This is a genomic window from Photobacterium sp. HL06 (assembly GCF_059552575.1).
This window is the reverse complement of record NZ_CM183914.1, coordinates 2,131,434-2,157,711: the sequence shown is the minus strand read 5'-3', so window position 1 is coordinate 2,157,711 and position 26,278 is coordinate 2,131,434. Positions and strand designations below refer to the sequence as shown.

Below are 26,278 nucleotides of genomic sequence, written 5' to 3'. Positions count from 1 at the left end.
CCAACAGGCATTGTATATGCTCCCAATGTATCCCTATGTCATTGATGAGAATGAGCATGATGAGAGCATTAGAAGATCAATAATATTTGGACTCAGACTGCTGGGCTGAATGAGTAAAATCTGACTTTCGTTCAGATACATTCGTAAATACATTCGTAGATACGTTCGTAGATACGTTCGTAAATACCTTCGTTATAAGTGTTGTTGGCAATTGCATTAAGTTCAAACGTCGAAATCAGGATAATGTCTCAATAAAAAGCCCTCCAGCTATAGAAGCGAGAGGGCTCAGATAAAAATATCAGGTTTTACGGTTAGTTAGTCGACAATGAGCCAGAGTTCGGTGATGAATACATCTGCCGAATTTCTATACCATGCTGTCTACATACTCATATACAGCTTTGAGGATCTCCATTTTTTTCTCGTCAGCTTGATGGATCATGGCTGTAGACTCGAGATTTTCCATGTAGGCAGGTAGATTTGACTCAAAGTAATCCTGGCAGTGGTGTTTCCACTGTTGCTGCTCTTTGTAATCTAGCGTCATAGGGAAATTTCGGGCGCGGTAACGAAACAGCAATGGCTTGATACGCTTGTCGCTAACGTTTAGCTCCATCGTTGCCAGCTCTTCAGGTGCTGCCTGGCGAATAATGTCGATAGTTGAGCGATCGGCATTTGAGAAGAAACCGTCATACAGCATGGCATCGACATTGGTGTTGGCGCTGAATTCACGTTCGACGCTATAGATAGCCAGCAGCTTCTCTCGTACCTCTGGGTGTGACTTCAATATCTGCAGATGCTTCAGGCACGCTTCACGGTCAATCCCTATGCGGGCGGCATCCTCAGCACGTAGCGTTTTGGCTGGTGCTAATACCGGGCATTTGTTCAGGTGAACCAACTTAAGCGGTACCGGCAGCTCATCCGCCCCTAAGTCGGCACGCTTAGTATACAGACGCTCGCGCAGCTCGTCGGCAGACAGTTCCAGCAGCGGGGTAGGGTCCATTGACAGGTTCACGGTGATCACCGCGTTCTTGTTATCCGGATGCCACGCCATAGGCACAATCCAACTGGTATTGCCGCATTCGACCCCGAACATGCCAGAGACATGCATTAGCGGAGTCATCTCAACAATATCAATCAACTCTTGCAGCTTACGCTTGTTGCGTAGGGTAAAGAAGTAATTGAATAGCTTAGGCTGGTTCTGCTTGATGATTTTCGCCAGCTCAATGGTCGCGTAGACATCGGCCATCGCATCGTGGGCATTAGCGTGCTCAATGCCGTTCTCTACTGATAGTTTCTCCAGCTTAAAGCTTGGGAAACCGTCTTCATTGGTCGGCCAGTTGATGCCTTCCGGGCGAAGGGCATAACAGGTACGCATAATATCGAGCAGATCCCACCGTGAGTTGCCGTTCTGCCAGCTCCAGGCGTACGGATCGTAGAAGTTACGATATAGAGTGTAACGGGTAACCTCGTCATCGAAGCGAACATTGTTATAGCCGATCACACAGGTATTTGGCTTAGATAGCTCAGCGTGGATGCGGGCAATAAATTCCGGTTCAGACAGCCCCTTTTCATGGGCTTCCTGAGGTGTGATCCCCGTGATCAGGCATGCTTCAGGCGAAGGCAGGTAGTCCACTGGCGGTTTGCAGTAGATGACCAGGGGCTCCCCGATGACATTGAGATCCATATCGGTACGCACACCCGCAAACTGACACGGGCGATCCGTAGAGGGTGTAGCGCCGAAGGTTTCGTAGTCCAGCCAAAACAGTGTCGGCTCATTTGTATTATTCATAGTATTTTCCAGAAGCCACCGAATTCGTATTAAGTGTTTGTTCTAACAATGGCTTTTCAATGCTATACTGTACAAATATACAGTAGTAAATTCCTGCGCAATAACGTTTGGGATTTGCATTTGCGTCCAAATCTGCGTCCAAAATGTTGCGCCTTGCGTCCAAAACTAGTGTCCATTCAGGGAACGAAAACAAGGTATTAGTATGAGCATACTCGATCGACAACTTAAACTGATTTCCAAGCAAGAAACCTATGATGGTCCAACAGAGCTAAACGATGGTGAAGGGCTCATAGCTCGCATCACATCCTCTGCGGTTATCACCTTTCAGTATCGCTGCCGATTCAACGGTACAAACCTTAGAGTCAAGATTGGTAAGTATCCCGCAACTTCCCTGAAAGAGGCAAGGCGGAAACATAAAATCATGATGGAATTGAGGGAATCTGGCCGAAATCCCGAGATTGCGAATGGGGTTGGTGGTAGTGGTGAGCAAGATTTCGTCACTTTAGACGACTGCATTAACTACTGGCTGAAACACTTTGTCCCCACCTTAAAGAAGGGGACACAAGCACTTTACCGATCCTTCGCCAAGAACTACTTCCTTGGAGCTTTCCCCGATAGAAACGTTGAAACCATACCCGCCCGAGAATGGATGCAGTGGTTGGATGTTATACCCAAGCTACCTCAAGATGCAGGATTCAGAGTGAGACCAGCGTGCTCAGTTCAAGGAAAATAACGGTAGGAATGGCAATCCCTTTCAACGTTATTTGACACAGAAATGGGTTCGCTGGCTCACTCCCAAAGGGCGAGTTTACTTGGCTGCTATGCGTTGTTACCGATTATTAATTTAGAACCACTAGATTTTCAAATCGGTGCCTAGCCTAGGAGCCAAGTAATTCTCGCTGAAACGAGCATCTTGAGGTAGCTTGGGTATATAGCGCCGAAAAGCCCAAAACCGCCAACTCCATCTTTACCACCCTACGAGCCAGCCTCAATTTCTGCAAAAGCAAATTCATTATTGAAAGAACCGATCTAGACCGCATCAAAAAACAGAACGTCGGCGTAAAAGCCGAAAACGGTAGCCGCGTTCCTACCTGGTCTGAATTAGCGCAAATCTGGTTAGCCATTGAACGCAGCCGAGCCAGCACTTCTAACAAAACCCTTCACCAACTCACTATGTTATGGGGCAACCGGCTATCAGAGCTGCGCCTTGCCCGCCGTTCTCACTTTGATATGAAAGCCGGCATTTGGACCGTACCTAAAGAACTCAGCAAAACCAATAAGCCAATTCGAAGACCAATTCCCACCAAAGTCCGATCAATCTTAGAACGCGTTATGGCGACATACGACGACGTGTTATTCCCAGGGCAGGACCTCAATACCCCAATCAGCATTGCAGCAGCAAACCGCTATATACGCCGCATACGCGAGAGCCTGCCACTAGAACACTGGCGGACGCACGATTTCAGGCGCTCGCTGTCTACAGGCGCCTCTGAACTTGGCGTAATGCCCCACGTAGTAGAGAAGATGCTAGGCCACGAATTAGGCGGCGTACTGGCCGTGTATAACAAGCATGATTGGTTGGATGATCAGCTTGAGGCATATGAGTTGTATGCTGATAAGTTGACAGGCTTTTTAGACATAAATGACGGGTAAACTATTTACTCTATCAATTCCATATGGTTACATACAAAACGCTGCGTTGTTGGTGTGTGGTGTATGAAAGGGCCGGGTAATTGGTAGCAAGATAAGCGAATTCTATTTGTTAATCTTCTTCGTATATTTGCAGATATGAGGAAGATATACAAACACTGTTCCTTGAATATAATGTTATATTTACAATTTAGTTAGGTGGAAAATGACTGAAAAAGAAACAGGTGTTTTTGTATACGCTGACGAATCAGGTCACTCTGGCAAAGACATTTTCAATGAAAAATCTCCATTATATTATCAAGGTGCACTAATATCCGTTAACGATATTGAACCAATTGTCTCTCCTATTGTTGAAAAATATTGCGATGAGAATAGCCTAGAGCGCTTACACGGCTTTGAGCTTGGCGAGCAAAAAGTAAATGAACTTTGCTTGGCTCTGTTGGATGCTTTAAAAGATACTGATTGGCAGTTCCATTATACGGTAATCGAAAAACGCTACATTGCTCCAACAAAGTTTGTAGATACTGTCTTTGATTCTTACGATAATCCAGCAGTTCATCCATTATGGTATTTGACGGATCTATTTAGGCATACTTTGTGTGTTCTCGTAGATGACATGATGGAAGGCGGTTTAGATAAACAGTTTTGGGATTACTACTTAGCTGATGACTTGGATGGTTTAATTGAGGTAGCAAAAGTCTTGTTGGAAAGAGCTCCGTATATTTATGACCCACGGGCTTGTGAAGTGGTGATGGATGGTCTTTCATATGCTATTGATAATCAGGATATATTCACACTTATATCAGCTAAAGGGAAAAGTGCATATAAAAAGCAAACCCCTAATATAATCGCATTTTCAAGCTTACTGACCGCAACGCATAGATTCTGCAAGCCTCGTGGATTAGGTGTTGCAGAGCTTATTCATGATCAAAGTGATGAGTTTAAGGGGACTATGCGTGAATATCATAAGATGTTCTTTGGTGTTGATTATGAGGAAGATAAGTTTGGTGGTATACCTCGCTTTGAACAAGTCGAATATAACTTAGGTGAGTTTAAGTTAGAGTCTTCTAAAAAGTCACATGGCTTACAAGTGGTAGATTTATTTCTGTGGCTTATTCAACGGGATATTCAAGATCAAAACCTCCTGTTAACAAAAAGCCGTATATTGGAGAACTCTGATGACTTTAGGATTTCTCGTGGAATGTCATTAGCAATAATAAAAGCTCGACAGTTCCAAATTATGCAGCAGGAGCTTACTCCTGAACAGCTAGAAGCTGGCAAAAGATTAAATAAGAAAATTTTAGAAAATCAATCAGCTAAGATGGCTAAGTAAATATACAAAGCAATCAAGGTGACCCGTTACACTCGGCGGTTTTGGTCTGAAGTTCGGTGTTTTTGGTGAGTTCAGTGTGGGGCACCTTATTGCAGGCGTTAGGCTACTTTATATTGAATTGTTTAGCCTAAACTAAAAAGGAATAAAAATGGGAATACAGCAGTTTGATCCGACCATTTATGAAATGGAATATTTACCTCAAAGACTACAGTCTTTAGATGCATGTATATTGGCATGTCACGCGATATTAAATCAGCAAGTTTCGAAAAATAAACTTGAAATGGTGTTAGGAGAATTTACTTTAAGTCAACCAGACTTGAGTCTGTTTGTTAACCTAGGACTAGACGCAGGCCTTGTTGCTAATCGAACTTTACTAAATTTTATGGGAATTAAATTGGATAATGGCGGGATCATAAATCAAAACTACGGGTTAAACATATCTGAGTTTGGTTTGCCACTAGTTCCTGTTTCTACTGCAATTCAGGTACTTAATCCTAGTATACCTTCAAATGAATTACAGCTCCTATGGGTAGAAGCCCTTTATACTGCGAGTAAGTCAATTGCGCACTTCACGGAGACTGGCGCAACGATTCAAGTCGCTAGATTAGGATATGCGTGTCATGCCACATCAGTTTTAGTCAAAAAATACTTTTATGAGGCACAGTCAAAAGAGTCTCCTGCTTCTATCGTTCCGCCGCGAATAGCGCCTAGGTTGGGTACTGTTTGGGATGCAGTAAACCCCTGGGAACGAGCACGATGTTAGTGTTGGCATAGCCTAACAAGGCAATTAAACGGAACAAAAACAGTCGGCTTTGTTTCGTTCCTCAACAAGTATAACCAACAATTTTTGTCCGCTTATTGCGGCGTTAGATGCAATTGATAATAGGAGACATTAGTGTCAGAAAATGAAGCTATAAAGGCAATGATCTTAGCATCAGCTCCCGAAAAGTATGACGAGATACTAAATCTATGGGAGCAATATGAACCAAGCTTTAGTTTACGTGAAGACTGTAGTGGTTTTTCTCTGAGTGTGATTTTTGGTTCTGTTGTATTTGATCATAAATCAATGTGCCAAATGTGGTTACTAGGCTTCGCTGCACAAAAAGCGTTTCATGCTTATTCACCATTAATTACATTGTCAAACCTGTTTCCTATTCGGATATCGAGTGATTCGCTTCCTGATGATGCTCTACAAAAGGAGCAGCTAAATCAATTTTCTTCGTTGATGGATGACATTATTAAAATAAAGTCAATCTCTGATATCTCAGAGTTTACTTGGCCTAGCGCTATACCGCATCCAGAGCAAGGCAAACCAGAAGATATTGATGGTTCGATGGTGTTCGATTTAAATTGTATCTCTGGAGCATACTGCTTTTTACACGAGCTTCAACACGTTCGATTTGGTGTTGATGGTACTGAACTGGACATATATCAAGAAGAACATGCATGTGACAAATTTGCACAATCAATGCTTTTAGATGATGTCGCAAAGTACTCAGAAGTTTCGGGGTACGATAAAAATACAGTCGCTAACAAAAGAGCTATGAGTATTGGTTTAGCTTCTTTCTTATTATTCGCTGTTACACCAAAAACTCGTTGGGGTAAGACAGAAACCCATCCAAAAATTAGTGAACGAATTTACAACTTAGTTGAGGATCTGGAATTAGGTGAAAACGATAATTTCTGGTTGTATTTTAGTAGCTTAGCCTTGGGTATAGCTCATTTTCATAGTGTGCAAATAGAACCAAAGATCGTCAGTAATATAAAAGACTTTTGCTTAAGTATCATTGAAGCTTTGGATGCTAGCATCTAACAGTACATTTAAGAGGGATTCAAAACGCGTGGCATTTGTGGTTTGAATCCAATTTCGTGTTTACAGTGGTCAGTTTAAGTTATGGGGTAAGCGTTTTTCACCCCTTAATGCGGCGCTATAAGAAAGGGATTAGATTTTGAGTACTCACACAAGAAAATTTCTAAATAAAAGGTATATTCAAGAAGATATAGAGTTAAATGAATACGTTACTGAAGCAGTAGACTTCTTAGAAAGTACAGATGCATTTGTAAGGAACGCAGAAAAAGAAAATAAAGAAAGTTTAACTAAACAGGTTCAATGGCACATAATGCATGACATGTATGAAAGAAGTTATGAATATGTGTGTGGCTCGCTAAGCCTTTTTATTGTTGAGCAGCTCCAGTCATGTGAAGCTTCTTGTAGAACCGCTATTGAGGGGGCGGTTAATCTTCACTTTGTTAGTTTGGGCGATTCTCTTGGAAAGATTGTTGCGTATTTTAAGAATCACTTTGAGGTTGAGAGAAAACAAAATGTTAATTGGAAAGCTTCTGTTGACTCATCAAATGTAGAAGAAAGTATTAAAGAATACCATAGGTCGTTGATATCTAGAAAAGACGATGCCTTGAGTTCGTATGAGGCAGTTCTAAAAAAATCGATGCTTGAAAATGAAGTTGACATTGATAAATTTGAAGCCAAATGGCCGAGTGCTTATGATAGGTTTCGACTTATTGACGATGAAATTGGTTACAGGACGATATATGTTGCACTTTGCTCTCAGTCTCATAATGATCCAGAGGACTTGTTGAACCATTTTCTCTGTCGGGCTATTGGGCACGATGGATTTACTACCGCCAAAAGGGCTGAACAATACTTCTTTTCTCTTTATATGGTTTTGCAATCAATTAAGTATCATATTATGGCTAGTGCCATGTACTTAAGTAAGTTCGATATATCATGTAAAGAACTTACTCTTAAATATAACGAGATATTGAATTTAATAGGATTAAGTCAGCAACATAAAGATAGCCTTTTAAATGAGCTATCCAACAGTGATTAGTATTCCCATAACAATCAAGGCGATGCGATTTACTCGGCATTTTTGGTATGGAGTCCGGTGCGCTTGGTGAGTTCATCAAGGCGTATCTTATGACCGGCGCTGGAGAATCCCCACAAAATCATATTGTAAACATTTGCTTTTAGTATGATTTCTAGCCTTGTGAATTTGAACCAAGGTATTGATTTGTCGGTGACTTGTAAAGTATCTGAGTATCACACATCCTAATTTCATTCTTTTGTTTTTGTGATAAATCCATTAGATCTGAAGATAAAGAACGTGTCTACTTATTGAATAGTAAAGGGATTTTGTGGGGATTCCTCAGTACCCGGCGTTAGCTGCACTAGGATATAAAGTAACTACTTTAAGGTTAAAATATGAAAGAAGTTAAAGAAGAAGTTGTTCAATTAATCAATAATCTTGACTTTTATTTAGCAAGTGAGAGGTTGTTAAAACAAAGTGAGATTGTAATTGATACATCACCATTGTTATCAGATCAGCTAGCTTTAGCTGCAATTAGGCTAAAAAATGAAATTCGAAGAGGCTCTTTTCAAAATGTTAAAAGAGAGTATGAGTTAATTAAGTGTATAGAAGTTAAGTCCATTGAAAAAGATAATCTTAAAAATGAAATTATTGAGTTTCTTGAGTGGGTTGAAAAAAACACTATAAAAAGTGTTTTGGGAAATATAAAAGCTTTATTTACTAATGAAGCGCATAATGAAAATTTTGCTGATTTTATTGATAAGATGTTATTGTCAAATGCGTATCATAATAGAAACAAACCAATTAGTGACTTTGTTATAAATGAGGGTTGTTATTCTGAATTTGTTAAGCGAATTGATGATGGAGCTCAACTTAAAGAAAAGTACAATAAATTTCTCACATTGAAAAATGAAATTGACCTTCTTAATAATCAATTTAAAAGTCAATTTGTAGTTAAACCAAGATTTTCAATTACTGATAACGTGAATGATTATATGAAGAATTGGGAAGAAATTGTTTTATGTGAAATTGGTGATTAGCAACTATAAAACAATCAAGATGATGCGTTATACTTGCGGTTTTGCTATGGAGTCTGGTGTGCTTGGTGAGTTCATCGTGGTATACCTTATTGTAGGCGTTAGATTGAATATGTCTTCAATTTCGAATCAATTCCATATTAAAATCATGGTCATGTGTAGAACTTAAAAATATTGGAGTGTTCTATGGAACCAAGTGCAATATCTGAACTAGTTGGATTGCCTGTAAATACAATCCCTGTAATTGCAGCACTTGCAATAGGTGCAGCTATGTCTATTCGTGATGATAAACGAGCGAGCTCTACTGAAAAGCAGGAAGCGGAGATAGCATTATCTAATGCTTTTCACAGTACGGAAGGATATTACAAAACCCTACATGCGGGAGCTAACAAGGATTACGCGAGAGAGTCTGAGATAGCACACCTGTGGGAACTCGCTTCAGTAAAACTACGCAAGTTTAATAAAGGGCTAGCTAAAAAATTGAGTTATAAATCAAAGTTCTGGCGAGAAGGTGGGGCGTGGACAGATGAGCAGATAGAGCGTGCCGATATCAGCTTAGAAGCTGTGAGTAATTCTGGTCTCTTAACATTTGGTGCGTAAATAACCTAACAAGTTGCTTAAGAGCGACTCGCAACGCGTGGCATTTTTGGTTTACTTTTAGTTTAGTGTTTACGGTGCTTTGCTGGGGCTTGGTTATTGTGTTGTCCAGCCCTTAGCAAGGCGTTTGAATCGTTAGGAAGCTTCGAAGAATAGAGGAGCATGTAGTGAAGTATAAGATTCCAGGGATATCATTATTTGTTACTTTTTCCGCTTGGTTATGGCAGCAATGGTTAGTGGATTTAGTCAATACTGAAAGGGTTGATTTCCCTTGGTTTTGGCTTTTTTTACTGTCTGTATTTTTTGTTATCGGTGTAGTTTATTCTGACCTCTTTAATGAACAGTCAAGACTAAAAAAATGGATTGATGGAAAAAGGCGAATATTTTCAGTTGATCACTTTGTCTTAGCATCGATTGTTAAAGATGAGAAGCCTTATCTTAAAGCGACTTGCGGAATAAATTTTCTATCTCGAATGAATAATGTTCATATTACTATTCAAGTAACTCAGTATGTTTCAACGGAACACGCAAAGAGTAAGTTTATACTGCTTCAAGATAAGCTTGACCTCACCGATAAAAACCTCAACAAAAAGTATATCTTTGCTACATTTCCAAAGCGTGTTTCTAAAGAAGTGGCTGTAGGCTATCCCTATTGGGGCGATAGTCCTGACAATAGTTGGGCTGGAGATGGGGTACACGTAGTAACTCTAACGGCCCGATCTTTTCTTAGAGTTCAAAAAGAGCACTTCCTAATAAGTGCAATTCGCAATCCAGGAGGCGGCCCAGAACCCGTACTTCTATTTGGTGGTGAAGAGACTAAAGGCTTTTTCGAAATTCTTGAGCCAACTATAAAGACACCAAGGTGACGCGTTATACTCGGTGGTTTTGGTATGGAGTCAGGTATTCTTTGAACTGGCGTAATTTACGTTCGGCCTTACCAAAAGCGGCCATTCCCATGACCGCTTTACCGTCTACTTCCCACAACCACCAACATTCACTTTCCATTCTTCAACCGCAGATCGTAACCACCGCAGCGGCATCATCGTAACTGGATCGGGAAAGCCGCGAGTCTTCCGCCACTTGTAAATGGTGGCTTTGCTGGAAATTTGGAACATCTCCAATACTTCTTTATGGCTGATCAATTGCGGTGATGACTGTTCATCTAAGGTTGATACAGTTGGCTCTGATTGTGTTGCCACTTCTTCAGTTTTAAACTGTGACGGTGTCACGTTAATGTCTGTTTTAACACTATAAGAGACATCAACAGTAGGGTAGTTAGTGTATTCGTACATTTTTTGATCCTTCATCAAGTTCAAACCAAGCAATATCGCCGTCTGTTTCAATAAAACTAGAGGATAACAAGGACAGGCATAGTTAGAAGTGCCACATTCATAGCTGAACGCAACTCATGAGAAGCAAAAATCTTTTACTCAAATGCTATTTGTCATTCAGCAATACTTGGAAACCAAGCTTTAGTTGATAGCAATAGATTGAAGCCATAACAAGGCTCCAGTGTGTAGATGTAGGATAGGCCAAAGGAACGTTAGTTAACTCGTTAACCTGTAACCGTGCGTCTTACTGCGGTTAAGTTGTGTTGTTGCGAGTTGAATTGACTGGGCTGTCCCTATAATCAGGGCTCGCTGTCGCTCAAATCGGGTACAGGCTTTCAACCATTCACGTTGTTCGATGTGTAAGCGTTCGAGTAACGGTGGGACTGAGGAAGAAATGTAACCGGTTTTGCCTTCGCGTATTTGGCGACCAGTCCATTCAACGAGCTCAAGATAGTCATGTAGACGAAGTGGTATGCCTTTCATAATCGTATTGGTTGGGTTACCAATGAATGGATGGAGGGAAGGCGCTGTCAATTGTTCGCTCTTCAATGCCTCGATCCTTGCTTTAACAGATGTATGCTCAGATTGTTCAGGGGTGTTAGCTATTCCTGCGCGAATAGGGTTGAGGTCGACGTATGCCATTGCGGCAGCAAGAGCTTGTTCATCTAATAGTGCTTGGCATTTATATCGACCTTCCCAAAAATGGCCGGTACATTGATCTTCTTTATTAGCTTTTGTCGCAATATCAAGATTTAGCTCACGCATAAACCAACTGAGGTCAGCTAGACGTTTTCGCCAGTCATCGATAATAGATTGGCAGGCAATTGTGGCAGCTTCGCTTGTTAAGCTGTTGGTTTGGTATTGCTGTATCAGAACAGGCTGTTTATGGAGAGAGCTCCAGCGCTCAATGATCTGTTCACTGGAGAGTTTGTCAGCTTTTTCTTTGTCGATGTGTACAACCAGGTGGTAATGATTATTCATCACTGCATAGGCGCATATATCAATGCAATAAATGCTTGAGAGCTGCTTTATTCGTTGTTCAATCCAACCACGCCGATGTTCGTAAGAGGTTTTAGTCAGCTCATCAAAACCACATAGGAAAGTGCGTCTAACACAGCGAGAGACACAGTGATAATACGGTGTTGTATCGACGTTTATCTGCTGGTGGCGTGCTGTTGTCATGTATCCTCCTTGATCCCATATATTCATTATATTGGATTGTTGGTCGGGGTGTCGGGCGAACTTTAAAAGCTTGGAACTGTTTGGAGTTTATCTGAAACTGATTAGTTTCAGGTTTTCAAGTCATGCCTGTCCTGTTTTATTAAACAAGCGCTGAGTTATATCCAAAAGCTTTATGCCATCGAAAAAAGGCTTAAAGACAAGCCTGCGCCAGAAAGGTACACGGTACGTCAAAAAGAAAGCATCCCCATACTCAACGCACTCAAAGCCTGGCTTGAAAAAGCCGTTTCACAACTGCTTCCTGAAAGCCCGATGGGAAAGGCGGTCAATTATACGCTCAAGCAATGGACCTACCTTGAAAAGTACGTCGCGGATGGCGATTACCCGATAGACAATAACCGTGTCGAGCGAGATATCCGTCCGGTTGCGACCGGTCGGAAAGCCTGGTTGTTCGCGGATACCCAAAGTGGGGCGAATGCCAGTGCGACCCTGTTCAGTATTATGCTGAGTTGCCGGGCAAATGGCGTTGAACCCTACGCCTATCTGCGTCACGTCCTGACAGAATTATCTCAACGTGGTGAAGGCTGTGATGTCGGTGATCTGCTGCCTTTTACCTTCAAGCACTCTCAATAGCTAGGTGGGTAGGAATACCCGCTTACGATTGTTCAGGGGTGTTAGCTATTCCTGCACGAATAGGGTTGAGGTCGACGTATGCCATTGCGGCAGCAAGAGCTTGTTCATCTAATAGAGCTTGGCATTTATATCGACTTTTCCAAAAGTGACCGGTACATTGATCTTCTTTATTAGCTTTTGTCGCAATATCAAGATTAAGCTCACGCATAAACCAACTGAGGTCAGCTAGACGTTTTCGCCAGTCATCGATAATAGATTGACAGGTAATAGTGGCAGCTTCGCTTGTTAAGCTATTGGTTTGGTACTGCTGTATCAGAACAGGTTGTTTATGGAGAGAACCCCAACGCTCAATGACCTGTTTATCAAAGTAACAAGGACAGGCATAGTTAAGTCAAAAGTAATAGAAGCATTGTGCTTAAGTGCAATGGCAGAAGCGATGCAGCAGAAAGGACAAATCTACCCCGAGTGCAACGGCTCCGCCAGAGCTACCTGTCAGATAAACACAATATCAAAGATAATAACCGCCCCGGCGGCAATTACGCCCGCTGCGGCACCCGATTTTTCTGAAAGTTTCAAGAACAGAAGTACTGCGAAAATATACATTGCGTTCTCGAAGATAAACGCAGATATATCAGCTGCCTCTGGAAAGAAATATATTGAGATAATCAGAATTATAGCAACACCAAAAAATGCTTTGATGCCATCAAGAAAATTTTCGCACAGAAGTATAAAAGAGCCAACCAAAGCGAGAGTGTAGATAATGTAAGGCATTAGAATATTTTTGCGTATCTAGAGAGTTTGACTGCAGGATATAATTGCTAAAGGCACTTGAAAACGGCTTTGATATAAAAACTCATAAAATCATGATTAATATCAAATTTTTACTGCACTTCAACCATTGTTCGCACCATGTGGCAAGGGATAGAGAAAATAGTAGTGGCAAGGACAAGCATAGTTATGTGTACCTTAGACTATGCTTGTCCAACTGTCAGTATCTTCTGGATACCCGAAACCTGCTTCGCGCTATTCTGCCAAACACTACCGATCACCTACTCACGATCCAAACGTTATTAGCCAGTGTTAACCAAGTTGGTAGATTGGCTTTTAGGGCAGAGAACTGCTGCAGCGTTAGCTCAACATTAAAAAATGTGGAGTGTCCAAGTATCACCTTGATTACTGTATCTGTATAATCCGTTACTGATAAATTCTTCGAAGAATCTCTTCGTAGTGCTTTTTCCATGTCATATGAGATTCAACCAGATCATCACAATTCACATTTGTTAGTTGAGGGTGATCCATTTCAATTGGGTTTATTCCAATAGGAGAACTCAACCCTGCGTTTGCAGTTTTGTAAATAACTGAAAGCACTTTATCTTGCTTGCTGTGACAATTGTATATATTGCCCTTCACAGAACTCAAAGCTTTTGTCCAACCTTCCTGATCTTGTCGCCCTACAGCACCACCTAGTAAGATAACATCATTGATATATTTTTCTTTCTTTGTAGACAATGCTTCTAATGCATAATAAATAACTCGGCAACCCAGAGAGTGCCCAACTAGGTTGAACTTTTGCCCTTCAGTTCTAGATATCGCCTCTGCTAATTGAATACCTGTTTGGGCTGCTCTTATCATAGAATTGTGCCATGGATTACCAGCAAGATCGGCAACTAATGCTAACCAACCTAGAGGGTTAAGCTTTGTTGCTGCACCTTTACCGCCAGTTTTAGCAATAGCTATTAAGGTATTCTTAGCTGCTTGTGTACCAACACCTTTAGCAAATGCAGCTCCGAGCTTTGCATTGGTCTTAGAGGCCCAGTTGACTGAATACATAGTGGGTCTAGAATCGAATGCGAGTTGTGAGCATTGCCAATCATAAAAATCCGTTTCGTTTTCTTGTGTAAAACCATTAATGAAAATAGTTTTAATTTCAGGATCTCTTTCTCTTAATTTGGATATAGCAAAGCTCTTATCGTCACCATGGTATTTGTTAGCAATTACTCCTCCCATTACTCCACCAAGTGCTAGTCCGCTAGCAGAAATAATAGCAGTGCCAGCAGCAACTGAGCCGCCGACGGCAGCCAAAGATGCACTAGTAAGAGCGGCTCCAGATAATGATGAAATAGTGGCTCCCGTTGCAGCTGTTCCTAGCAGTCCCATCTGACCCATCGCTGCGGCAATAGGGCCAGCGCCTGCACCAGCTGAAACAGCAACACCAGCAACACTAACAACTCCAGCGACACCTAACCCTGCATATTTACCAGCTCTTGCCAAATTATATTTATCTCTTTCAAATATCTTCTTATATTCAGAAAGGTCATCAATTTTCATATCGAGCTTTGAGAAGCTGGCGATAGAACCGTCATGTTCAGCGCATAGCTCGTTGTCCCAATGCTGAGCGGCTTTATTAATACCGCTTAGCTCCATTTTTTTTAGAATGTCTGGATTTGGTTGACCCTTTGCCATTTCTGAACAATAGCGGCATATTAATGTGTGATTTTGACAACAAGTACACTTATATACATTTCTAGTTAATCTGTTTTTTTCTACAAGTTCATGTATTGTTTTATTAAAACACCAAGAACAATAGGCTGAAACATTAGACATTTCTATATCCTTTGAATATTTAACATTCTATTCAGCGACTATCGAATGGATATCATCCCTGAATTGAAATGTATTCGTTCTGTTATCGCACTTTCCCAGCTTTTCCCTTGAACATGAAAGTCTATCCTCAAGCATATTGGGGAGAGGCATTTTTTTCATGTATAGCTCTTGTTTTAGCTATGCAATTGCCCTTTAGCTACAGCTCAAAAGGCGGAAATTTGCGGGCTATTATGCCTTAAAATCCGGAATTAACTGTTTGTTACATATCAAACTTTTATCTTTATTGATAAGAAAGATAAATAAAGGCAATGGATTAATCTGGTGGTTGTTTTTAGTCTAAAGTGGCGGGGGGAACAAATAAGTGTACAAATTTCAACCTGACCGTTGATGCTCACCTTCAAACGGTAGGTTTGGTCTTTGGATAAGTGGTGTTTCTTTGTATGAGGGAAAGTACAAGGGGATACCATTATCATCGAGATTGTTAACATAGTTGGTTCTTGATCAAAGCCCTGGCTACGCCAATAAGCGTCATCTCTTCGGTAACCGCACCTTTCCGATCGTCAGTTTGTGCGTACCAACGCCCACGATGCCAGTGCAGAACAGCTAAGAATGTTTCACCTTCATACTCAACCAGGCCGACACAGCCATTATATATTAACAAGGACAGGCATAGTTAGAAGTGCCACATTCATAGCGGAACGCAATTCATGTGAAGCGCAAAACCTTTTGCTCAAACGCTACTTGTCATTCAGCTATCCTTGGCAAACTAGCTTTATGTGATAGCAATAGATTTGAAGCAATGACAATGCTCCAGTGAGTGGATGCTGGATGGATAAAAGGTACGTTAGTTAACTTGCTAACCTGTAACCATGTCTTTTGCTGCGATTAAGTTGGGCTGTTGCGAGTTGAATAGACTGTGCTGTTCCTATGATGAGGGCTCGTTGTCGTTCAAAGTGGGTACAGGCTTTCAACCATTCATGTTGTTCGATGTGTAAGCGTTCGAGTAATGGCGGGGTTGAGGCAGAAATGTAGCCAGTTTTGCCTTCGCGTATTTGGCGACCAGTCCATTCAACGAGCTCAAGATAGTCATGTAGACGAAGTGGTATGCCATTGCGGCAGCAAGGGCCTGCTCATCTAATAGTGCTTGGCTTTTATATCGACTTTTCCCAAAGTGGCCAGTACATTGATCTTCTTTCTTAGCCTTTGTTGTAATATCAAGATTCAACTCACGCATAAACCAACTGAGGTCAGCGAGACGTTTTCGCCTGTCCTGTTTGAATTTGTTTGAATTTGTTTGAATTTGTTTGATTTCTTTGTAAGACGACATTGTTAGTAAAGTGATGCATAATGAGCGCAAGAATAAGCGATTGATCATAAATATAAGAAAATGAAGATAATACATGGCTTTTGGAGCCCCTCTGCGGGCGAGGATTTCATTCAGACAGGTCAATTCTGCATCTGGCTTGAGACGGATCATACGACATGTCAGAGCAACGGTGATACCCATCCACGGCACTTACAAGGAACAGCGTTAAATGAGTTTCTGCAAACTGAGTTGAAATATACTCAAGGCCCGAAATCATCGTTATCTCATTCGTTTATTCATCAAAGTATTTTGCTACCGTCAGACTCAAGTAATAAAAGTAACGATACACCATTGGCATCGCCAGAACTAAGAAGTGGCCTGGTTGACAATGACAGACCTCAAGAGCTTTCACTAAAAGTCTGGCAGGTTGAGTGCTTACCACTTGATCTGCCATTGCAGGCAATTAATCAAATTCATTTTCTGAGTCGTTATCAAGTAACTGAAGTGCGTCTCGGCAGCGATTTCCTATTTTGGTACTACTTTAGCCAGTCCATCAAGCAAGTGATCTATAAAGATCAATATATTCCAGGTCTATTGCAGAGTGAGGTTCAGGAGGGGGCTAACAGCAAGATTTATCGGAAGTGGCAGATAGTTTCTTCTGGTTATGAAACCTTGTTATCACATGCCATCCAACAGATGCCCTTTGTTTGTTCGCAAGGGTTCGAGCCACAGAGCCTGCTGCGACACTTTTCCGAGGTGACAATCAACGAGGTTTTAGATCGGGCTAACACCAAAACGCCGCAAAGCACGCAGAAAAAGTTTGCCAATACCTTGCTAGACGATTTCTTCTTGCCGAATCATTTACTGGGTTCCGGAAACGCTTTGCAGGCTGAGTTAGAAAAGTGGCATGCCTGGCAGCAAGAGGTCTGTGAACGGGCAGAAAATAACAGTATCCAGCTCTGTTTTCGGCTCCATGAGCCGGGCTCTGAAGACTCCGGTAATTGGTCGATTAATTTTATTGCAACATCTCGTCAAAACCCCTCTTTCAAACAGGATTTATCCGCTTATTGGGCTTTGTCAGCGAAAGAGAAACACGATCTTGCTGCTGTGATGGGAGATGATTTTGAACATCAGTTGCTATTAAGTTTGGGAGCGGCTGCGCGTATTTATCCGAAGTTATGGCAGGGCATGGCTACACGCCAGCCTGAGGGCGTGCAACTGACATTGGATGAAGCGTTTGAGTTCTTAAAAGAGAGCGCGTGGATATTGGAAGATACCGGTTTTAAAGTCATGGTACCGGCCTGGTGGACACCGAAAGGTCGTCAGCGAGCGAAAATCCGTCTTCGAACAGGTACTGGAAAAAGCTCTTCACCTTCTACAACGAGTAGCAAAGGCCTGTTGTCGTTAGATAATCTGGTTGATTACCGTTATGAACTCGCCATTGGCGATCAGCCGTTGACACCAAAGGAGTGGGATCAGCTATTGGTTGCGCAAACCCCGTTAATTCAGTTTCGTGGTCAATGGATGGAATTAGAGCCAGAGAAAATGCAATATATGCTGGAATTCTGGCAACAGCACGGCAGTGACAGTTCACAAGTATCTATGCCTGAATTGCTGAAAAAGCTGGCGGAAGAAGATGAGCTCTTTGAGCTCGATCCAAGCGATAGCCTTGCTGCTATGCTGGATAAATTGGTTAACGATGCGGAACTGGAACCGATCGATAACCCGGAACGACTCAATGCTGAACTTCGTGATTATCAGAAGCGCGGAGTTTCATGGTTGCGTTACCTTGAGCAACTGGGGCTTAACGGCTGCTTAGCGGATGACATGGGCCTTGGTAAAACGATTCAGGTGATCGCTAATCTTGTTCTTGCTGAAAACAAAAATATCGGCCCGACCTTGCTGATTGCACCGACATCGGTAATGGGTAATTGGCAAAAAGAGGTCGAAAAATTTGCCCCGCATCTAAAAACAGCCATTCACCATGGCACCAAGCGGATCAAAGATGCCGATGAATTCGAAGATTTCTGTTTCCAGCAAGATATGGTTATCACCTCATATAGCCTGGTGCGTAAAGATATCAAGTTGCTAGAGATGGTTGACTGGCACCGTATCGTGTTGGATGAAGCTCAGAATATTAAGAACCCGAAATCAGCACAAACCAAGGCGATCTTTAAGCTAAACGCGAATTCTCGTTTGGCTTTAACCGGTACGCCGGTTGAAAACCGACTGATGGATCTCTGGTCGATATTTAACTTCTTAAATCCTGGTTATCTCGGTACTCAAGCACAGTTTCGCAAAGCCTATGAATTACCCATTCAGCAGGCTAACAGTGCGACCCAGTCAGTATTGCTGAAGAAGTTGATCGAGCCTTTTATCTTACGCCGGATGAAGACCGACAAAAACATCATCAAAGATCTGCCTGAAAAAGTAGAAAACAAGCAATACTGCAATCTCAGCAAAGAGCAGGCAGCGCTCTATGAGGTGGTCGTAAACGATGTGACGAAACAGCTTGAAGAAAAAGAAGGCATTGAACGGCAGGGCTTAATGCTATCTACACTCATGAAGCTCAAACAAATCTGTAACCATCCGATGCAGTTCTTACAAGATGGCAGTGAGTTTTCGCTCGATCGCTCTCATAAACTGGAACGCCTTTGCGAGATGATTGAAGAGGCGCAATCGGAAGGCGACAGTGTGCTTATATTTACCCAGTTTACCGAGATTGGTGAACAGCTGATCCGTTATCTTGAGCGAGAAAAGCGTGTTAACTGTTATTACCTACATGGTGGTGTCTCACGTAAAAAGCGTGAAGCCATGATCAGTGAATTCCAAGATCCAGCAACAGAACCGTCGGTATTTGTTCTGTCACTCAAAGCGGGTGGTGTCGGTATCACCTTAACCAGGGCCAATCACGTCTTCCACTTTGATCGCTGGTGGAATCCAGCTGTCGAAGATCAGGCAACCGACCGAGCTTTCCGTATTGGTCAGAAAAAGAATGTATTTGTCCATAAGTTCATCACTATGGGCACGCTTGAAGAGCGTATCGATGAGATGATTGAAGATAAAAAACAGATAGCAGATAGCATTGTCGGCAACGATGAAAGCTGGTTAGCCAAACTGGACAATGAAGCTTTTAAGTCGCTTATTGCGCTAAATAAACAGTCGATAATGGAGTAGGGCAATGAGCACAAAAAGTAAAACCTGGTGGGGCCAGAAATTCATTGATGCGTTGGAAGACTTTACCGACAGTGGCCGTTTATCCCGAGGCCGGGCGTATCGAACTGATAAGCGAGTTAAGCAATGGAAGATCAGCGGCAGCAACGTTACCGCTAATATATTGGGTAATGCAAATCCTTATTTTGGTGTCGATGTCGCGCCCACTTACACGACGAATGTAGCGCTGACTCCTATTTCACAAAAGGAGTGGGATAGAGTGATGGCGTCGATTGGTGATAACGCCGCCTCTATTTGTAAGCTGATGATGAAAGAGATGCCCGATGATATTGAACTGTTATTTAAGGCCGCGAAACTGAATCTGCTACCAGTCAGCTATAAAGACTTCAAAGTGTCATGCTCCTGTCCCGATGAAGCCGTTCCCTGTAAACATATCGCCGGGGTCTGTTATCGGTTGGGTGAGCAATTAGATAATGATCCGTTTTTACTTTTCGAACTACGCGGCCTGTCACGTGAAAAGTTGCACCAAGCGTTGTCCATATCGCCATTGGGAAAGGTACTGCTACAGTCAGTTCTCGCGAAAGAGCAAGCTGCACCACTACGAAGCAGTTATTTTACGCGCCCTGAAAAGGTCGAAAGAGCAGATAAAATAGACGTCAGAACCTTCTGGCATGGAAAAGAACCCGTACCGTCAGAGCTCGAACCTGTCAGTGAAGCCATCATACCGGCACTTATTATCAAAAAAGGCGGTGATTATCCTTCGTTCTGGGATCGTGATAATTCGTATATAGAATCGATGGAAGAACTATACTTGCGTTTGCGAAAGAACTGCCGAAAATTATTATGATTCACCACTAACAAGCGTTTTTGCTTATTTCTGCTCTATCCCGGCTCGGGAGAATGCTAAAAACAAATAAAACAAATAAGGGCAAACAAATAAGGACAGGCATAGTTAGAAGTGGAAATCCACTTTGCCGTGCTCTGCCAAACACTAGCGATCACCTATTCGCGATTCAAGCGTTATCAGCCAGTGTTAACCAAGTTGGTAGAGTGGTTAACGGGACAAAGAACAGCAGCAATATTGGCGTTGCAGGGTGGAGTGGGAAGAACAAGAGGAGTTGGAGGTGGCTTGATGAATGTGTTTATTAGTGCATAAGCTTCGCTCAGTAGGAAACCTATTCAATGTTGAAGTGGGCTGCCAGTAATCATAAGGCAGATCTCTGGGTAGATCTGCCTTATCTGATTTTTGCAATAAAACCAAAATCTTAGTGTGGCTTACAATAATGACCGTGGCGGACACCTTTCATCAGTGTATGAAATTGTTCGCCATTAACCTCTATCAGCTGTTCATGATCACCTGCCTCAAAATAAACCTTAGATAGTGAATTGAATGCCTCGTCCATAATGGTATCAAGCCCGTAGGCCTCTCCCAAGGGAGGTACCGCACCGCGTTGGCAATCTGAAAATACTTGTTTTATTTCATCTTCAGGTACTAGCTGGAGATCACGATTGAGTTCATCATTTAGCCGATGGAGACTAATCCACTCACTGGCCGGGATCACCGCTAACAGATATCCCTTTTCATCTTTCAAAACAATACTCTTGGCAAGATGATCTTCGGGAATATGAGCAGCGTGAGCTGTCGCGCTGCTAGACGGTGTTTTAGGATGAGTAATCGTGTTAAATGAAACATTTTTTTGGGTTAAATAATTAGAAACCGCTTGTGCAATGGCCATGAAACCACCTTTGACATTTATGGCTAAAAAACAGGGGGACAGAGCTTACTATTTATAAAGGTCTGGCCTCACTAATCGCTGAGCCTGAGCTGATGAGTTCCCTAATAAAGCTAGTTTAGAATCGGAAAAAGTAAAATCTGGTGGGATACAAACAAGGAGATACAAACAAGGACAGGCATAGTTAGAAGTGCTCAGCGGTTTTGGCATGGGGTTCGGTGTGCTTGGTTATTTCAACGGGGCTCACCTAATTGCAGGTGTTAGGGGGTTTATTGTTTTGTGGTTTATTTGTTCACAAAATACGCTAAAAGTCTTGGGTTATTAGTTGTTTACCCACTCGTTTTTTTATGTCTATACGTTTAATATATGAACGTGCTGATCCCCCCCTCTAATTGCAACTATTATTATTTTATAGGCCTCATCAAAGGAGGTGTGTATGGAATATGCTGAGAATCGCGAAAGGGTATTAACGTTCATGGTCAACAAAGGTCTGTGCAGCAGAGAATGCGCCGAATCTTGGTATGAGCATGAACAAATGTCGGCGTTCAACATGGAAACCGCTGAACACATAGTTAGAAGTGGGCAAGTCGACGTACTGTTAGATTACCTAGAAGCGGCAACATTTGAGCAAAAATTGAAACCTGAAGGTGACTCTGACGAGGAAGATTACCAAGTTATTGTCCACGGTGAATCACTCGGAATGAATCAGCCAGATAAAAACTCTTAATTAATCTGGTCTTTCATAAATCATAAAGCCATTGTTAGATTTCGAGTTTGTACAAACAATACAAACAAGGACAGGCACAGTCTGAAGAGCAACATCCATAGCGGAACGCAACTCATATGAAGCGAGAAATCTTTTTTAAACGCTACTTGGCAAACAAGCTTTAGTTGATAGCAATAGTTCTGAAGCTATGACAAGGGGCCATTGTGTGAATGCTGGATGGATAAAAGAAATGTTAGATAACTTGCTAACCTGTAACCATGCATCTTGCTGCGGTTAAGCTGGACAGTTGCGAGTTGAATAGACTGGACTGTTCCTATTGTGAATTGCTTTATTCGTTGCTCAATCCAACCATGCCGATGTTCATACGAGGTTTGAGTCAGCTCATCAAAAGCACATAGGAAAGTGTGTCTAACACAGCGAGAGACACAGTGATAATATAGTGTTGTATTGATATTCACTTGCTGGCGACGCGCTGTAGTCATGTATCCTCCCAGATCTCATAGGTTCGTCATATTATATTGTTGCTTGGGTTGTCGGTTACACTTTAAAAGCTTGGAACTGGTTGGCGTTTATCTGAAGCTGATTAGCTTCAGATTTTCAAATTAAGCCTATCCTGATTGCGGGAAAAAATATTTTTCTGTAACGACTAAATGAAGAAAAGACTAGCCGATAGAGATATGCGTGAATTGTATTTTCTCATAAAAATACCATCTAAATCAGATGGTTATCATATCGATGTGGATTTCTGATTAAATCATTAAAATCAGTCTATAATTTATGATGTTAGCGAGTTAGTTTAAATATTTAAAATGGAAGCTTACAATGATTATGAAGTGGATCTTATTTAGTGTCTTATTACTCGAGGTGGCAGTTGTCATTATTGGTTTAAGTAAAAGTTCAGATCTAATGTCAGATCCTTTGAAAGAGTTTGTAGCTCAGCTCCCGGATGAAACCCAAGGTTTATCAAATGATGAAATTATTGACTATATAGATGAACTAACTCTTAGACCCACATTTTGTACCGATTGTAATAAGCAAACAAATGTACTTAGTAGTACCTTACAGGATGGTTTATCTGGCGGTAAGCCGAATGAAGTGGTGCAGCCTGTAACAAAACTGGCAGATTACAACCTTATACAAGGTGAGTTAGCTACGTGCGAACAAAACCTGTCTACTTATGAAGCTAAAACTAATAACTTAATGACCCAAATTGCGTTTTTGAGTGCAGAAGTTAAAAAGGTAGGGTCGACTATTAATTTTCGATACAATGCAGATTCAGAAGCTAAAAAAATCATTGCGTACAGGACTCTTGAAGTGTTGGGTGAGCTAGGTCATTACCGTGGTGAAGCTATAAAAGATACTAATGTGGCGCGTAAGGCTTTAGTGAAGTATCAAAAGTCTAAAAAAATTGTTCCTAGTGAGGGACGGTTAGGTAAGAAAACCATAGTCCAATTGTTTAATGATATTATTAATTTGAAAAGCTAGTTTTAGCCAACTATAAATAACCATCAAGAGTTACGCGTTTCAAACAGTATTTGCGTTTACCAGTCTGCAGCCTTCCGGAATATTCGACACGGCTCGTACCATACCTCGAAGCCTTTTGTTCTTTCCGGAAGATTCTCGTGGCAACCGATCACCAGAGCACCGCCTGGTTGCATCAACTTGTTGATCTGCTCAGTCACCTGGAGCTGTAGCTCAGTACTGAAATACGTGAATACCAAGTTCCGGCATAACACCAAATCGAATCGGTCGGATGGTAGGCTGTAGCGTATGTCCTGCGAACAGAACGTTATCGGGTGTCTATATTCTGGCTTTAGGCAATAAAGATTCTGTTGCCTCATAAATGCCTGATGTCGCCAATGCTCGGGAAGGTGTCTAATACTGCTGTAAGGGTAGCAGGCTTCTGTGATCCGTTTGCTCATCACTGGATCAATATCTGTAGCGAGGGTTTCAAGTTTAAAGCCCGGGAAGTTCGGCTGTAGCTGTAGTTTCCAGATTAATACGATCGTGTAGGCCTCTTCACCGCTAGCGCAACCAGCACTCCAGACCTTCAATGTACTTTGTCCACGGGCGATCGCCTGATGGACTAGGTTTGGTAATAACTGCCGCTCCAGAACGGTGAATACTGCCTTGTCCCGGTAGAAACGTGAGATGGTCACCGGACACAAGGTATCTAGCATCCGCCATTCTGAAGGATGTGTCTCCAGGTGGGTACGGTAGTCTGACAGATTCGCGATCATCAAGTCTTGCATGCGTCGATCGATACGTTTGCAAACCCTTCTGCGAACTTTACGGTAGCCGGGCCAGCGCATCTGTAGCCTAGGAAGCGCCCACTCTAGAAAATGCACGCAATCGTAATCTTTCATCGAGCCTCCTTTTGAAACTGTATTAATTCTAACAGCGAGTGGAGAAAAGGTTTTTTCGGGTGACATTGTAGCGTGTTGTGGGCTGCCTTTTGCTTCGGTAAGTACAACGTAATGAGAGGATAATTGAATTAGCCGTTACCAGCTAGTTCGCTTAATCGATGATAATTGACTAAAATTTCATGACAAACCAAATGTACTATATTGGACTTAGAAAATGAAAAATTTCTTTATAGCCTCTGCAATATTGATAATCACCACTGGAAATATTGGCAATACGAATGCAGCAACACCTAGAATGAATAAGTTACAGGAGTTTGCTATATTGGAATGCCGAAGTGTCATCCCTGTTGGTCAAGGCCAACGGTCAATTAGAGTAATAAATTTCTCTCGAACCCCTGGGATTCCAAATATACCATTTGATCAGAATGAAATTAATTGTGCAGATGCAGTGACAACTATTACAAAGCAAGGTTTTCCAATTCTTGAGACAACAATATTTGATTCTACTGGCACTGTTATTGTTATGACCTTTGGGAGATAACTGAACTTATATTTAATTTAATGGAGGTGATGGCGGTCAGTTGTTAACTTTTCAATGCGTCGAGCTTTGCTTTAACAGGTGTATACGCAAACTCTTGAGGAGTGTTTGCCATTCCTGTATGAATAAGATTGATGTCGACGTATGTCATTGTTGAAGAAGGATTAGATCACCTGTTGGTGCTTGGCTGTTTATCGACTTCATTAGATGGTTGGTGCAAAGATGACATAGTTTAGTACTGCAACAAAAGCTATCCCTGAGTTAATAGAGTTAATCTATCAAAGCGATAAGTCAAAACGATTAGAACTATTGGTATAAAAATAACATAATTATCACACCAAAGATGAGAAACAACTGTTTAGGTTCAATTTAATTCAGCAATAAAGTTTTTCATATCAAAAGGTAATTTGTTTTGACATGGTTTATCAGTTCTTGGTTAAAACAAGTTAAACCATAACATACAAATAAACAGAGTGTCTTATTGTAATAACTGAATGGTCTTATTAACAACCTCATTTAAAAACGTAAACCATGGAGTACCGCTATGACTGCAGACAAATTAAGGGATGGTCTAACACATGCTCGTGCCAACTATTGGATATTAACTGTTGTTTGTGGTTTTATATTGTCGTTGTTTTTGAGTGAGATAAATCAGGGTGTTAACCCAATCTATGTAATGACATACTCTGTCTCACTTGCTATTGGATATTACTTGTCATCCGAGCTTAACAAAACGATAAAAACAATTAAGTCTGAACTAGATAAGCTCATCTTATAATGGCAGGGTATAGGAAATATAGTCGTTTTATCTGAACGAATAGGATGAAGGTGATGCAAGTAACTGAGCTTTTGAACCCAGTGTTGATAGCAACACATGTTTCCTCTTGTGTCACCGAAAGTTCATAACAAGCCTCGAGGAACCTCGAGGCTGATAACTTTATTTGTCTTTCAGGCTATTTAATACAGACGTAACACTATCAAAGTTGTCTTTGATTTCGTCGTATTGGCGATCGCTCAGAGTAGCACAGCCTTCTTTTGCGCAATCAGTTGCAAGATAGAGAGAAAACTCAAGGTCATCTCTTGCTCTTTCAAGTTGGCGACAAATCTCGTTTCTTGGGTCACGCGCAATCATAATACCCTCCATTATCTCCGATGATGGGTATGAAGAGTATAGCTGTTGACAAGCAAACGGTATGGCGATCATCTAGGTTTGGTGGAAAAACATTTTGAATCAATTGTAGTTTGATGTTGACAGTGTGTTTGGAAATAAATCATTTATATATCAACTGTATACCGATTAAGATGACCTTGGGTGAATTTCGAAAGTTACCGATGTATCCAGCACCTAAACCGAGTGTTTACTCAACGATAGTCGAATGGAGTCAGCTCTATGGTACTTGATATTATTACTGTTACTCACGCCAGTTAGGCACCTAATGAATAAATCTAGTGGCCA

At 41.7% G+C, this 26,278-nt stretch carries 27 protein-coding genes and 1 pseudogene; 17 read left to right on the top strand and 11 right to left on the bottom strand.

Going from position 1 to position 26,278, the window contains the following annotated elements; translation table 11 throughout:
• Positions 1-364: 364 nt before the first annotated feature.
• Positions 365-1,786 carry an exodeoxyribonuclease I gene (gene sbcB, locus AC51G0_RS10065; protein ID WP_496298183.1) on the bottom strand — a complete coding sequence of 474 codons (1,422 nt, stop codon included), beginning with the start codon at positions 1,784-1,786 and terminating at the stop codon, positions 365-367.
• 202 nt (positions 1,787-1,988) lie between these two features.
• Here sbcB and AC51G0_RS10060 point away from each other — a divergent pair, with 202 nt between their 5' ends.
• The 9 genes from AC51G0_RS10060 (at position 1,989) to AC51G0_RS10020 (ending at position 10,097) form a co-directional block, all read left to right on the top strand.
• A complete protein-coding gene (locus AC51G0_RS10060; protein ID WP_496298182.1) occupies positions 1,989-2,519 on the top strand; it encodes an Arm DNA-binding domain-containing protein in 531 nt (176 codons plus the stop codon).
• 230 nt (positions 2,520-2,749) lie between these two features.
• Complete coding sequence (locus AC51G0_RS10055; protein WP_496301918.1) at positions 2,750-3,439, top strand: tyrosine-type recombinase/integrase; 690 nt, start codon at positions 2,750-2,752, stop codon at positions 3,437-3,439.
• Positions 3,440-3,641: 202 nt separating this feature from the next.
• Positions 3,642-4,769: a DUF3800 domain-containing protein gene (locus AC51G0_RS10050; protein ID WP_496298180.1), complete on the top strand. Its 1,128-nt coding sequence runs from the start codon at positions 3,642-3,644 to the stop codon at positions 4,767-4,769.
• A 148-nt stretch (positions 4,770-4,917) separates the two neighbouring features.
• Entirely contained in the window at positions 4,918-5,532 is a 615-nt protein-coding gene (locus tag AC51G0_RS10045) for a hypothetical protein (RefSeq protein WP_496298179.1), read from the top strand.
• Between the two features lie 132 nt (positions 5,533-5,664).
• A complete protein-coding gene (locus tag AC51G0_RS10040) occupies positions 5,665-6,582 on the top strand; it encodes a phage exclusion protein Lit family protein (RefSeq protein WP_496298178.1) in 918 nt (305 codons plus the stop codon).
• A gap of 136 nt (positions 6,583-6,718) precedes the next feature.
• The gene (locus AC51G0_RS10035) at positions 6,719-7,618 is read left to right on the top strand and encodes a DUF5677 domain-containing protein (RefSeq protein ID WP_496298176.1); all 900 of its coding nucleotides are present in this window, start codon (positions 6,719-6,721) and stop codon (positions 7,616-7,618) included.
• Between the two features lie 374 nt (positions 7,619-7,992).
• Positions 7,993-8,637 carry a hypothetical protein gene (locus AC51G0_RS10030; protein ID WP_496298174.1) on the top strand — a complete coding sequence of 215 codons (645 nt, stop codon included), beginning with the start codon at positions 7,993-7,995 and terminating at the stop codon, positions 8,635-8,637.
• 183 nt (positions 8,638-8,820) lie between these two features.
• A complete protein-coding gene (locus AC51G0_RS10025; RefSeq protein ID WP_496298173.1) occupies positions 8,821-9,234 on the top strand; it encodes a hypothetical protein in 414 nt (137 codons plus the stop codon).
• A gap of 164 nt (positions 9,235-9,398) precedes the next feature.
• Complete coding sequence (locus tag AC51G0_RS10020) at positions 9,399-10,097, top strand: hypothetical protein (RefSeq protein WP_496298172.1); 699 nt, start codon at positions 9,399-9,401, stop codon at positions 10,095-10,097.
• Between the two features lie 4 nt (positions 10,098-10,101).
• On the opposite strand, the gene AC51G0_RS10015 is transcribed toward AC51G0_RS10020, so the two are convergent.
• The 3 genes from AC51G0_RS10015 to AC51G0_RS10005 form a co-directional block, all read right to left on the bottom strand.
• Complete coding sequence (locus AC51G0_RS10015) at positions 10,102-10,236, bottom strand: hypothetical protein (protein WP_496298171.1); 135 nt, start codon at positions 10,234-10,236, stop codon at positions 10,102-10,104.
• A complete protein-coding gene (locus AC51G0_RS10010) occupies positions 10,203-10,523 on the bottom strand; it encodes a helix-turn-helix transcriptional regulator (protein ID WP_496298170.1) in 321 nt (106 codons plus the stop codon). Before AC51G0_RS10010 ends, AC51G0_RS10015 begins: the two co-directional genes overlap by 34 nt.
• 255 nt (positions 10,524-10,778) lie before the next feature.
• Entirely contained in the window at positions 10,779-11,744 is a 966-nt protein-coding gene (locus tag AC51G0_RS10005) for a transposase (protein WP_496298169.1), read from the bottom strand.
• Positions 11,745-11,870: 126 nt separating this feature from the next.
• Between AC51G0_RS10005 and AC51G0_RS10000 the strand changes: the two genes are divergently transcribed.
• Positions 11,871-12,374, top strand: a complete 504-nt coding sequence (locus AC51G0_RS10000) for an IS66 family transposase (protein WP_496301917.1) — start codon at positions 11,871-11,873, stop codon at positions 12,372-12,374.
• A gap of 25 nt (positions 12,375-12,399) precedes the next feature.
• On the opposite strand, the pseudogene AC51G0_RS09995 reads toward AC51G0_RS10000, so the two are convergent.
• Positions 12,400-12,738 (bottom strand): annotated as a pseudogene (locus AC51G0_RS09995) (transposase); the annotation flags it as partial.
• Here AC51G0_RS09995 and AC51G0_RS09990 point away from each other — a divergent pair.
• Positions 12,703-13,131, top strand: a complete 429-nt coding sequence (locus AC51G0_RS09990) for a hypothetical protein (RefSeq protein ID WP_496298167.1) — start codon at positions 12,703-12,705, stop codon at positions 13,129-13,131. The pseudogene AC51G0_RS09995 and the gene AC51G0_RS09990 sit on opposite strands and share 36 nt — an antisense overlap.
• 437 nt (positions 13,132-13,568) lie before the next feature.
• Here AC51G0_RS09990 and AC51G0_RS09985 read toward each other — a convergent pair whose 3' ends face one another.
• The 3 genes from AC51G0_RS09985 to AC51G0_RS09975 form a co-directional block, all read right to left on the bottom strand.
• Positions 13,569-14,978, bottom strand: a complete 1,410-nt coding sequence (locus AC51G0_RS09985; protein ID WP_496298165.1) for a DUF726 domain-containing protein — start codon at positions 14,976-14,978, stop codon at positions 13,569-13,571.
• Between the two features lie 481 nt (positions 14,979-15,459).
• The gene (locus tag AC51G0_RS09980; protein ID WP_496298164.1) at positions 15,460-15,639 is read right to left on the bottom strand and encodes a hypothetical protein; all 180 of its coding nucleotides are present in this window, start codon (positions 15,637-15,639) and stop codon (positions 15,460-15,462) included.
• Between the two features lie 306 nt (positions 15,640-15,945).
• Positions 15,946-16,485, bottom strand: a complete 540-nt coding sequence (locus AC51G0_RS09975; RefSeq protein ID WP_496298163.1) for a hypothetical protein — start codon at positions 16,483-16,485, stop codon at positions 15,946-15,948.
• A 48-nt stretch (positions 16,486-16,533) separates the two neighbouring features.
• Here AC51G0_RS09975 and AC51G0_RS09970 point away from each other — a divergent pair, with 48 nt between their 5' ends.
• Positions 16,534-19,461, top strand: a complete 2,928-nt coding sequence (locus tag AC51G0_RS09970; RefSeq protein ID WP_496298162.1) for a DEAD/DEAH box helicase — start codon at positions 16,534-16,536, stop codon at positions 19,459-19,461.
• A gap of 4 nt (positions 19,462-19,465) precedes the next feature.
• Positions 19,466-20,305, top strand: a complete 840-nt coding sequence (locus tag AC51G0_RS09965) for an SWIM zinc finger family protein (protein ID WP_496298161.1) — start codon at positions 19,466-19,468, stop codon at positions 20,303-20,305.
• A gap of 418 nt (positions 20,306-20,723) precedes the next feature.
• Here the strand turns inward: AC51G0_RS09965 and AC51G0_RS09960 are convergent, their stop codons facing one another.
• Positions 20,724-21,194, bottom strand: coding sequence for an aminoacyl-tRNA deacylase (locus AC51G0_RS09960; protein ID WP_496298160.1), 471 nt, complete (start codon positions 21,192-21,194; stop codon positions 20,724-20,726).
• A gap of 433 nt (positions 21,195-21,627) precedes the next feature.
• Here AC51G0_RS09960 and AC51G0_RS09955 point away from each other — a divergent pair, with 433 nt between their 5' ends.
• On the top strand, positions 21,628-21,918 hold the full coding sequence (locus AC51G0_RS09955) for a hypothetical protein (protein WP_496298159.1): 291 nt from the start codon (positions 21,628-21,630) through the stop codon (positions 21,916-21,918).
• Positions 21,919-22,740: 822 nt separating this feature from the next.
• Positions 22,741-23,403 carry a hypothetical protein gene (locus AC51G0_RS09950; RefSeq protein ID WP_496298157.1) on the top strand — a complete coding sequence of 221 codons (663 nt, stop codon included), beginning with the start codon at positions 22,741-22,743 and terminating at the stop codon, positions 23,401-23,403.
• Positions 23,404-23,459: 56 nt separating this feature from the next.
• Here the strand turns inward: AC51G0_RS09950 and AC51G0_RS09945 are convergent, their stop codons facing one another.
• Complete coding sequence (locus tag AC51G0_RS09945) at positions 23,460-24,284, bottom strand: CheR family methyltransferase (protein WP_496298156.1); 825 nt, start codon at positions 24,282-24,284, stop codon at positions 23,460-23,462.
• A 214-nt stretch (positions 24,285-24,498) separates the two neighbouring features.
• Between AC51G0_RS09945 and AC51G0_RS09940 the strand changes: the two genes are divergently transcribed.
• Complete coding sequence (locus tag AC51G0_RS09940; RefSeq protein ID WP_496298155.1) at positions 24,499-24,825, top strand: hypothetical protein; 327 nt, start codon at positions 24,499-24,501, stop codon at positions 24,823-24,825.
• 541 nt (positions 24,826-25,366) lie between these two features.
• On the top strand, positions 25,367-25,600 hold the full coding sequence (locus AC51G0_RS09935; protein ID WP_496298153.1) for a hypothetical protein: 234 nt from the start codon (positions 25,367-25,369) through the stop codon (positions 25,598-25,600).
• 159 nt (positions 25,601-25,759) lie between these two features.
• Here the strand turns inward: AC51G0_RS09935 and AC51G0_RS09930 are convergent, their stop codons facing one another.
• On the bottom strand, positions 25,760-25,954 hold the full coding sequence (locus tag AC51G0_RS09930) for a hypothetical protein (RefSeq protein ID WP_496298152.1): 195 nt from the start codon (positions 25,952-25,954) through the stop codon (positions 25,760-25,762).
• Between the last annotated feature and the right edge of the window lie 324 nt (positions 25,955-26,278).

What these genes read in the sequence shown, in the direction of transcription:
- sbcB (WP_496298183.1), bottom strand. Translation starts at nt 1,786, where the DNA reads ATGAATAATACAAATGAGCCGACACTGTTTTGGCTGGACTACGAAACC.
- AC51G0_RS10060 (WP_496298182.1), top strand. Translation starts at nt 1,989, where the DNA reads ATGAGCATACTCGATCGACAACTTAAACTGATTTCCAAGCAAGAAACC.
- AC51G0_RS10050 (WP_496298180.1), top strand. Translation starts at nt 3,642, where the DNA reads ATGACTGAAAAAGAAACAGGTGTTTTTGTATACGCTGACGAATCAGGT.
- AC51G0_RS10045 (WP_496298179.1), top strand. Translation starts at nt 4,918, where the DNA reads ATGGGAATACAGCAGTTTGATCCGACCATTTATGAAATGGAATATTTA.
- AC51G0_RS10030 (WP_496298174.1), top strand. Translation starts at nt 7,993, where the DNA reads ATGAAAGAAGTTAAAGAAGAAGTTGTTCAATTAATCAATAATCTTGAC.
- AC51G0_RS10025 (WP_496298173.1), top strand. Translation starts at nt 8,821, where the DNA reads ATGGAACCAAGTGCAATATCTGAACTAGTTGGATTGCCTGTAAATACA.
- AC51G0_RS10015 (WP_496298171.1), bottom strand. Translation starts at nt 10,236, where the DNA reads ATGGAAAGTGAATGTTGGTGGTTGTGGGAAGTAGACGGTAAAGCGGTC.
- AC51G0_RS10010 (WP_496298170.1), bottom strand. Translation starts at nt 10,523, where the DNA reads ATGTACGAATACACTAACTACCCTACTGTTGATGTCTCTTATAGTGTT.
- AC51G0_RS10005 (WP_496298169.1), bottom strand. Translation starts at nt 11,744, where the DNA reads ATGACAACAGCACGCCACCAGCAGATAAACGTCGATACAACACCGTAT.
- AC51G0_RS09990 (WP_496298167.1), top strand. Translation starts at nt 12,703, where the DNA reads ATGGAGAGAACCCCAACGCTCAATGACCTGTTTATCAAAGTAACAAGG.
- AC51G0_RS09985 (WP_496298165.1), bottom strand. Translation starts at nt 14,978, where the DNA reads ATGTCTAATGTTTCAGCCTATTGTTCTTGGTGTTTTAATAAAACAATA.
- AC51G0_RS09975 (WP_496298163.1), bottom strand. Translation starts at nt 16,485, where the DNA reads ATGGGTATCACCGTTGCTCTGACATGTCGTATGATCCGTCTCAAGCCA.
- AC51G0_RS09965 (WP_496298161.1), top strand. Translation starts at nt 19,466, where the DNA reads ATGAGCACAAAAAGTAAAACCTGGTGGGGCCAGAAATTCATTGATGCG.
- AC51G0_RS09960 (WP_496298160.1), bottom strand. Translation starts at nt 21,194, where the DNA reads ATGGCCATTGCACAAGCGGTTTCTAATTATTTAACCCAAAAAAATGTT.
- AC51G0_RS09955 (WP_496298159.1), top strand. Translation starts at nt 21,628, where the DNA reads ATGGAATATGCTGAGAATCGCGAAAGGGTATTAACGTTCATGGTCAAC.
- AC51G0_RS09950 (WP_496298157.1), top strand. Translation starts at nt 22,741, where the DNA reads ATGATTATGAAGTGGATCTTATTTAGTGTCTTATTACTCGAGGTGGCA.
- AC51G0_RS09945 (WP_496298156.1), bottom strand. Translation starts at nt 24,284, where the DNA reads ATGAAAGATTACGATTGCGTGCATTTTCTAGAGTGGGCGCTTCCTAGG.
- AC51G0_RS09940 (WP_496298155.1), top strand. Translation starts at nt 24,499, where the DNA reads ATGAAAAATTTCTTTATAGCCTCTGCAATATTGATAATCACCACTGGA.
- AC51G0_RS09935 (WP_496298153.1), top strand. Translation starts at nt 25,367, where the DNA reads ATGACTGCAGACAAATTAAGGGATGGTCTAACACATGCTCGTGCCAAC.
- AC51G0_RS09930 (WP_496298152.1), bottom strand. Translation starts at nt 25,954, where the DNA reads ATGATTGCGCGTGACCCAAGAAACGAGATTTGTCGCCAACTTGAAAGA.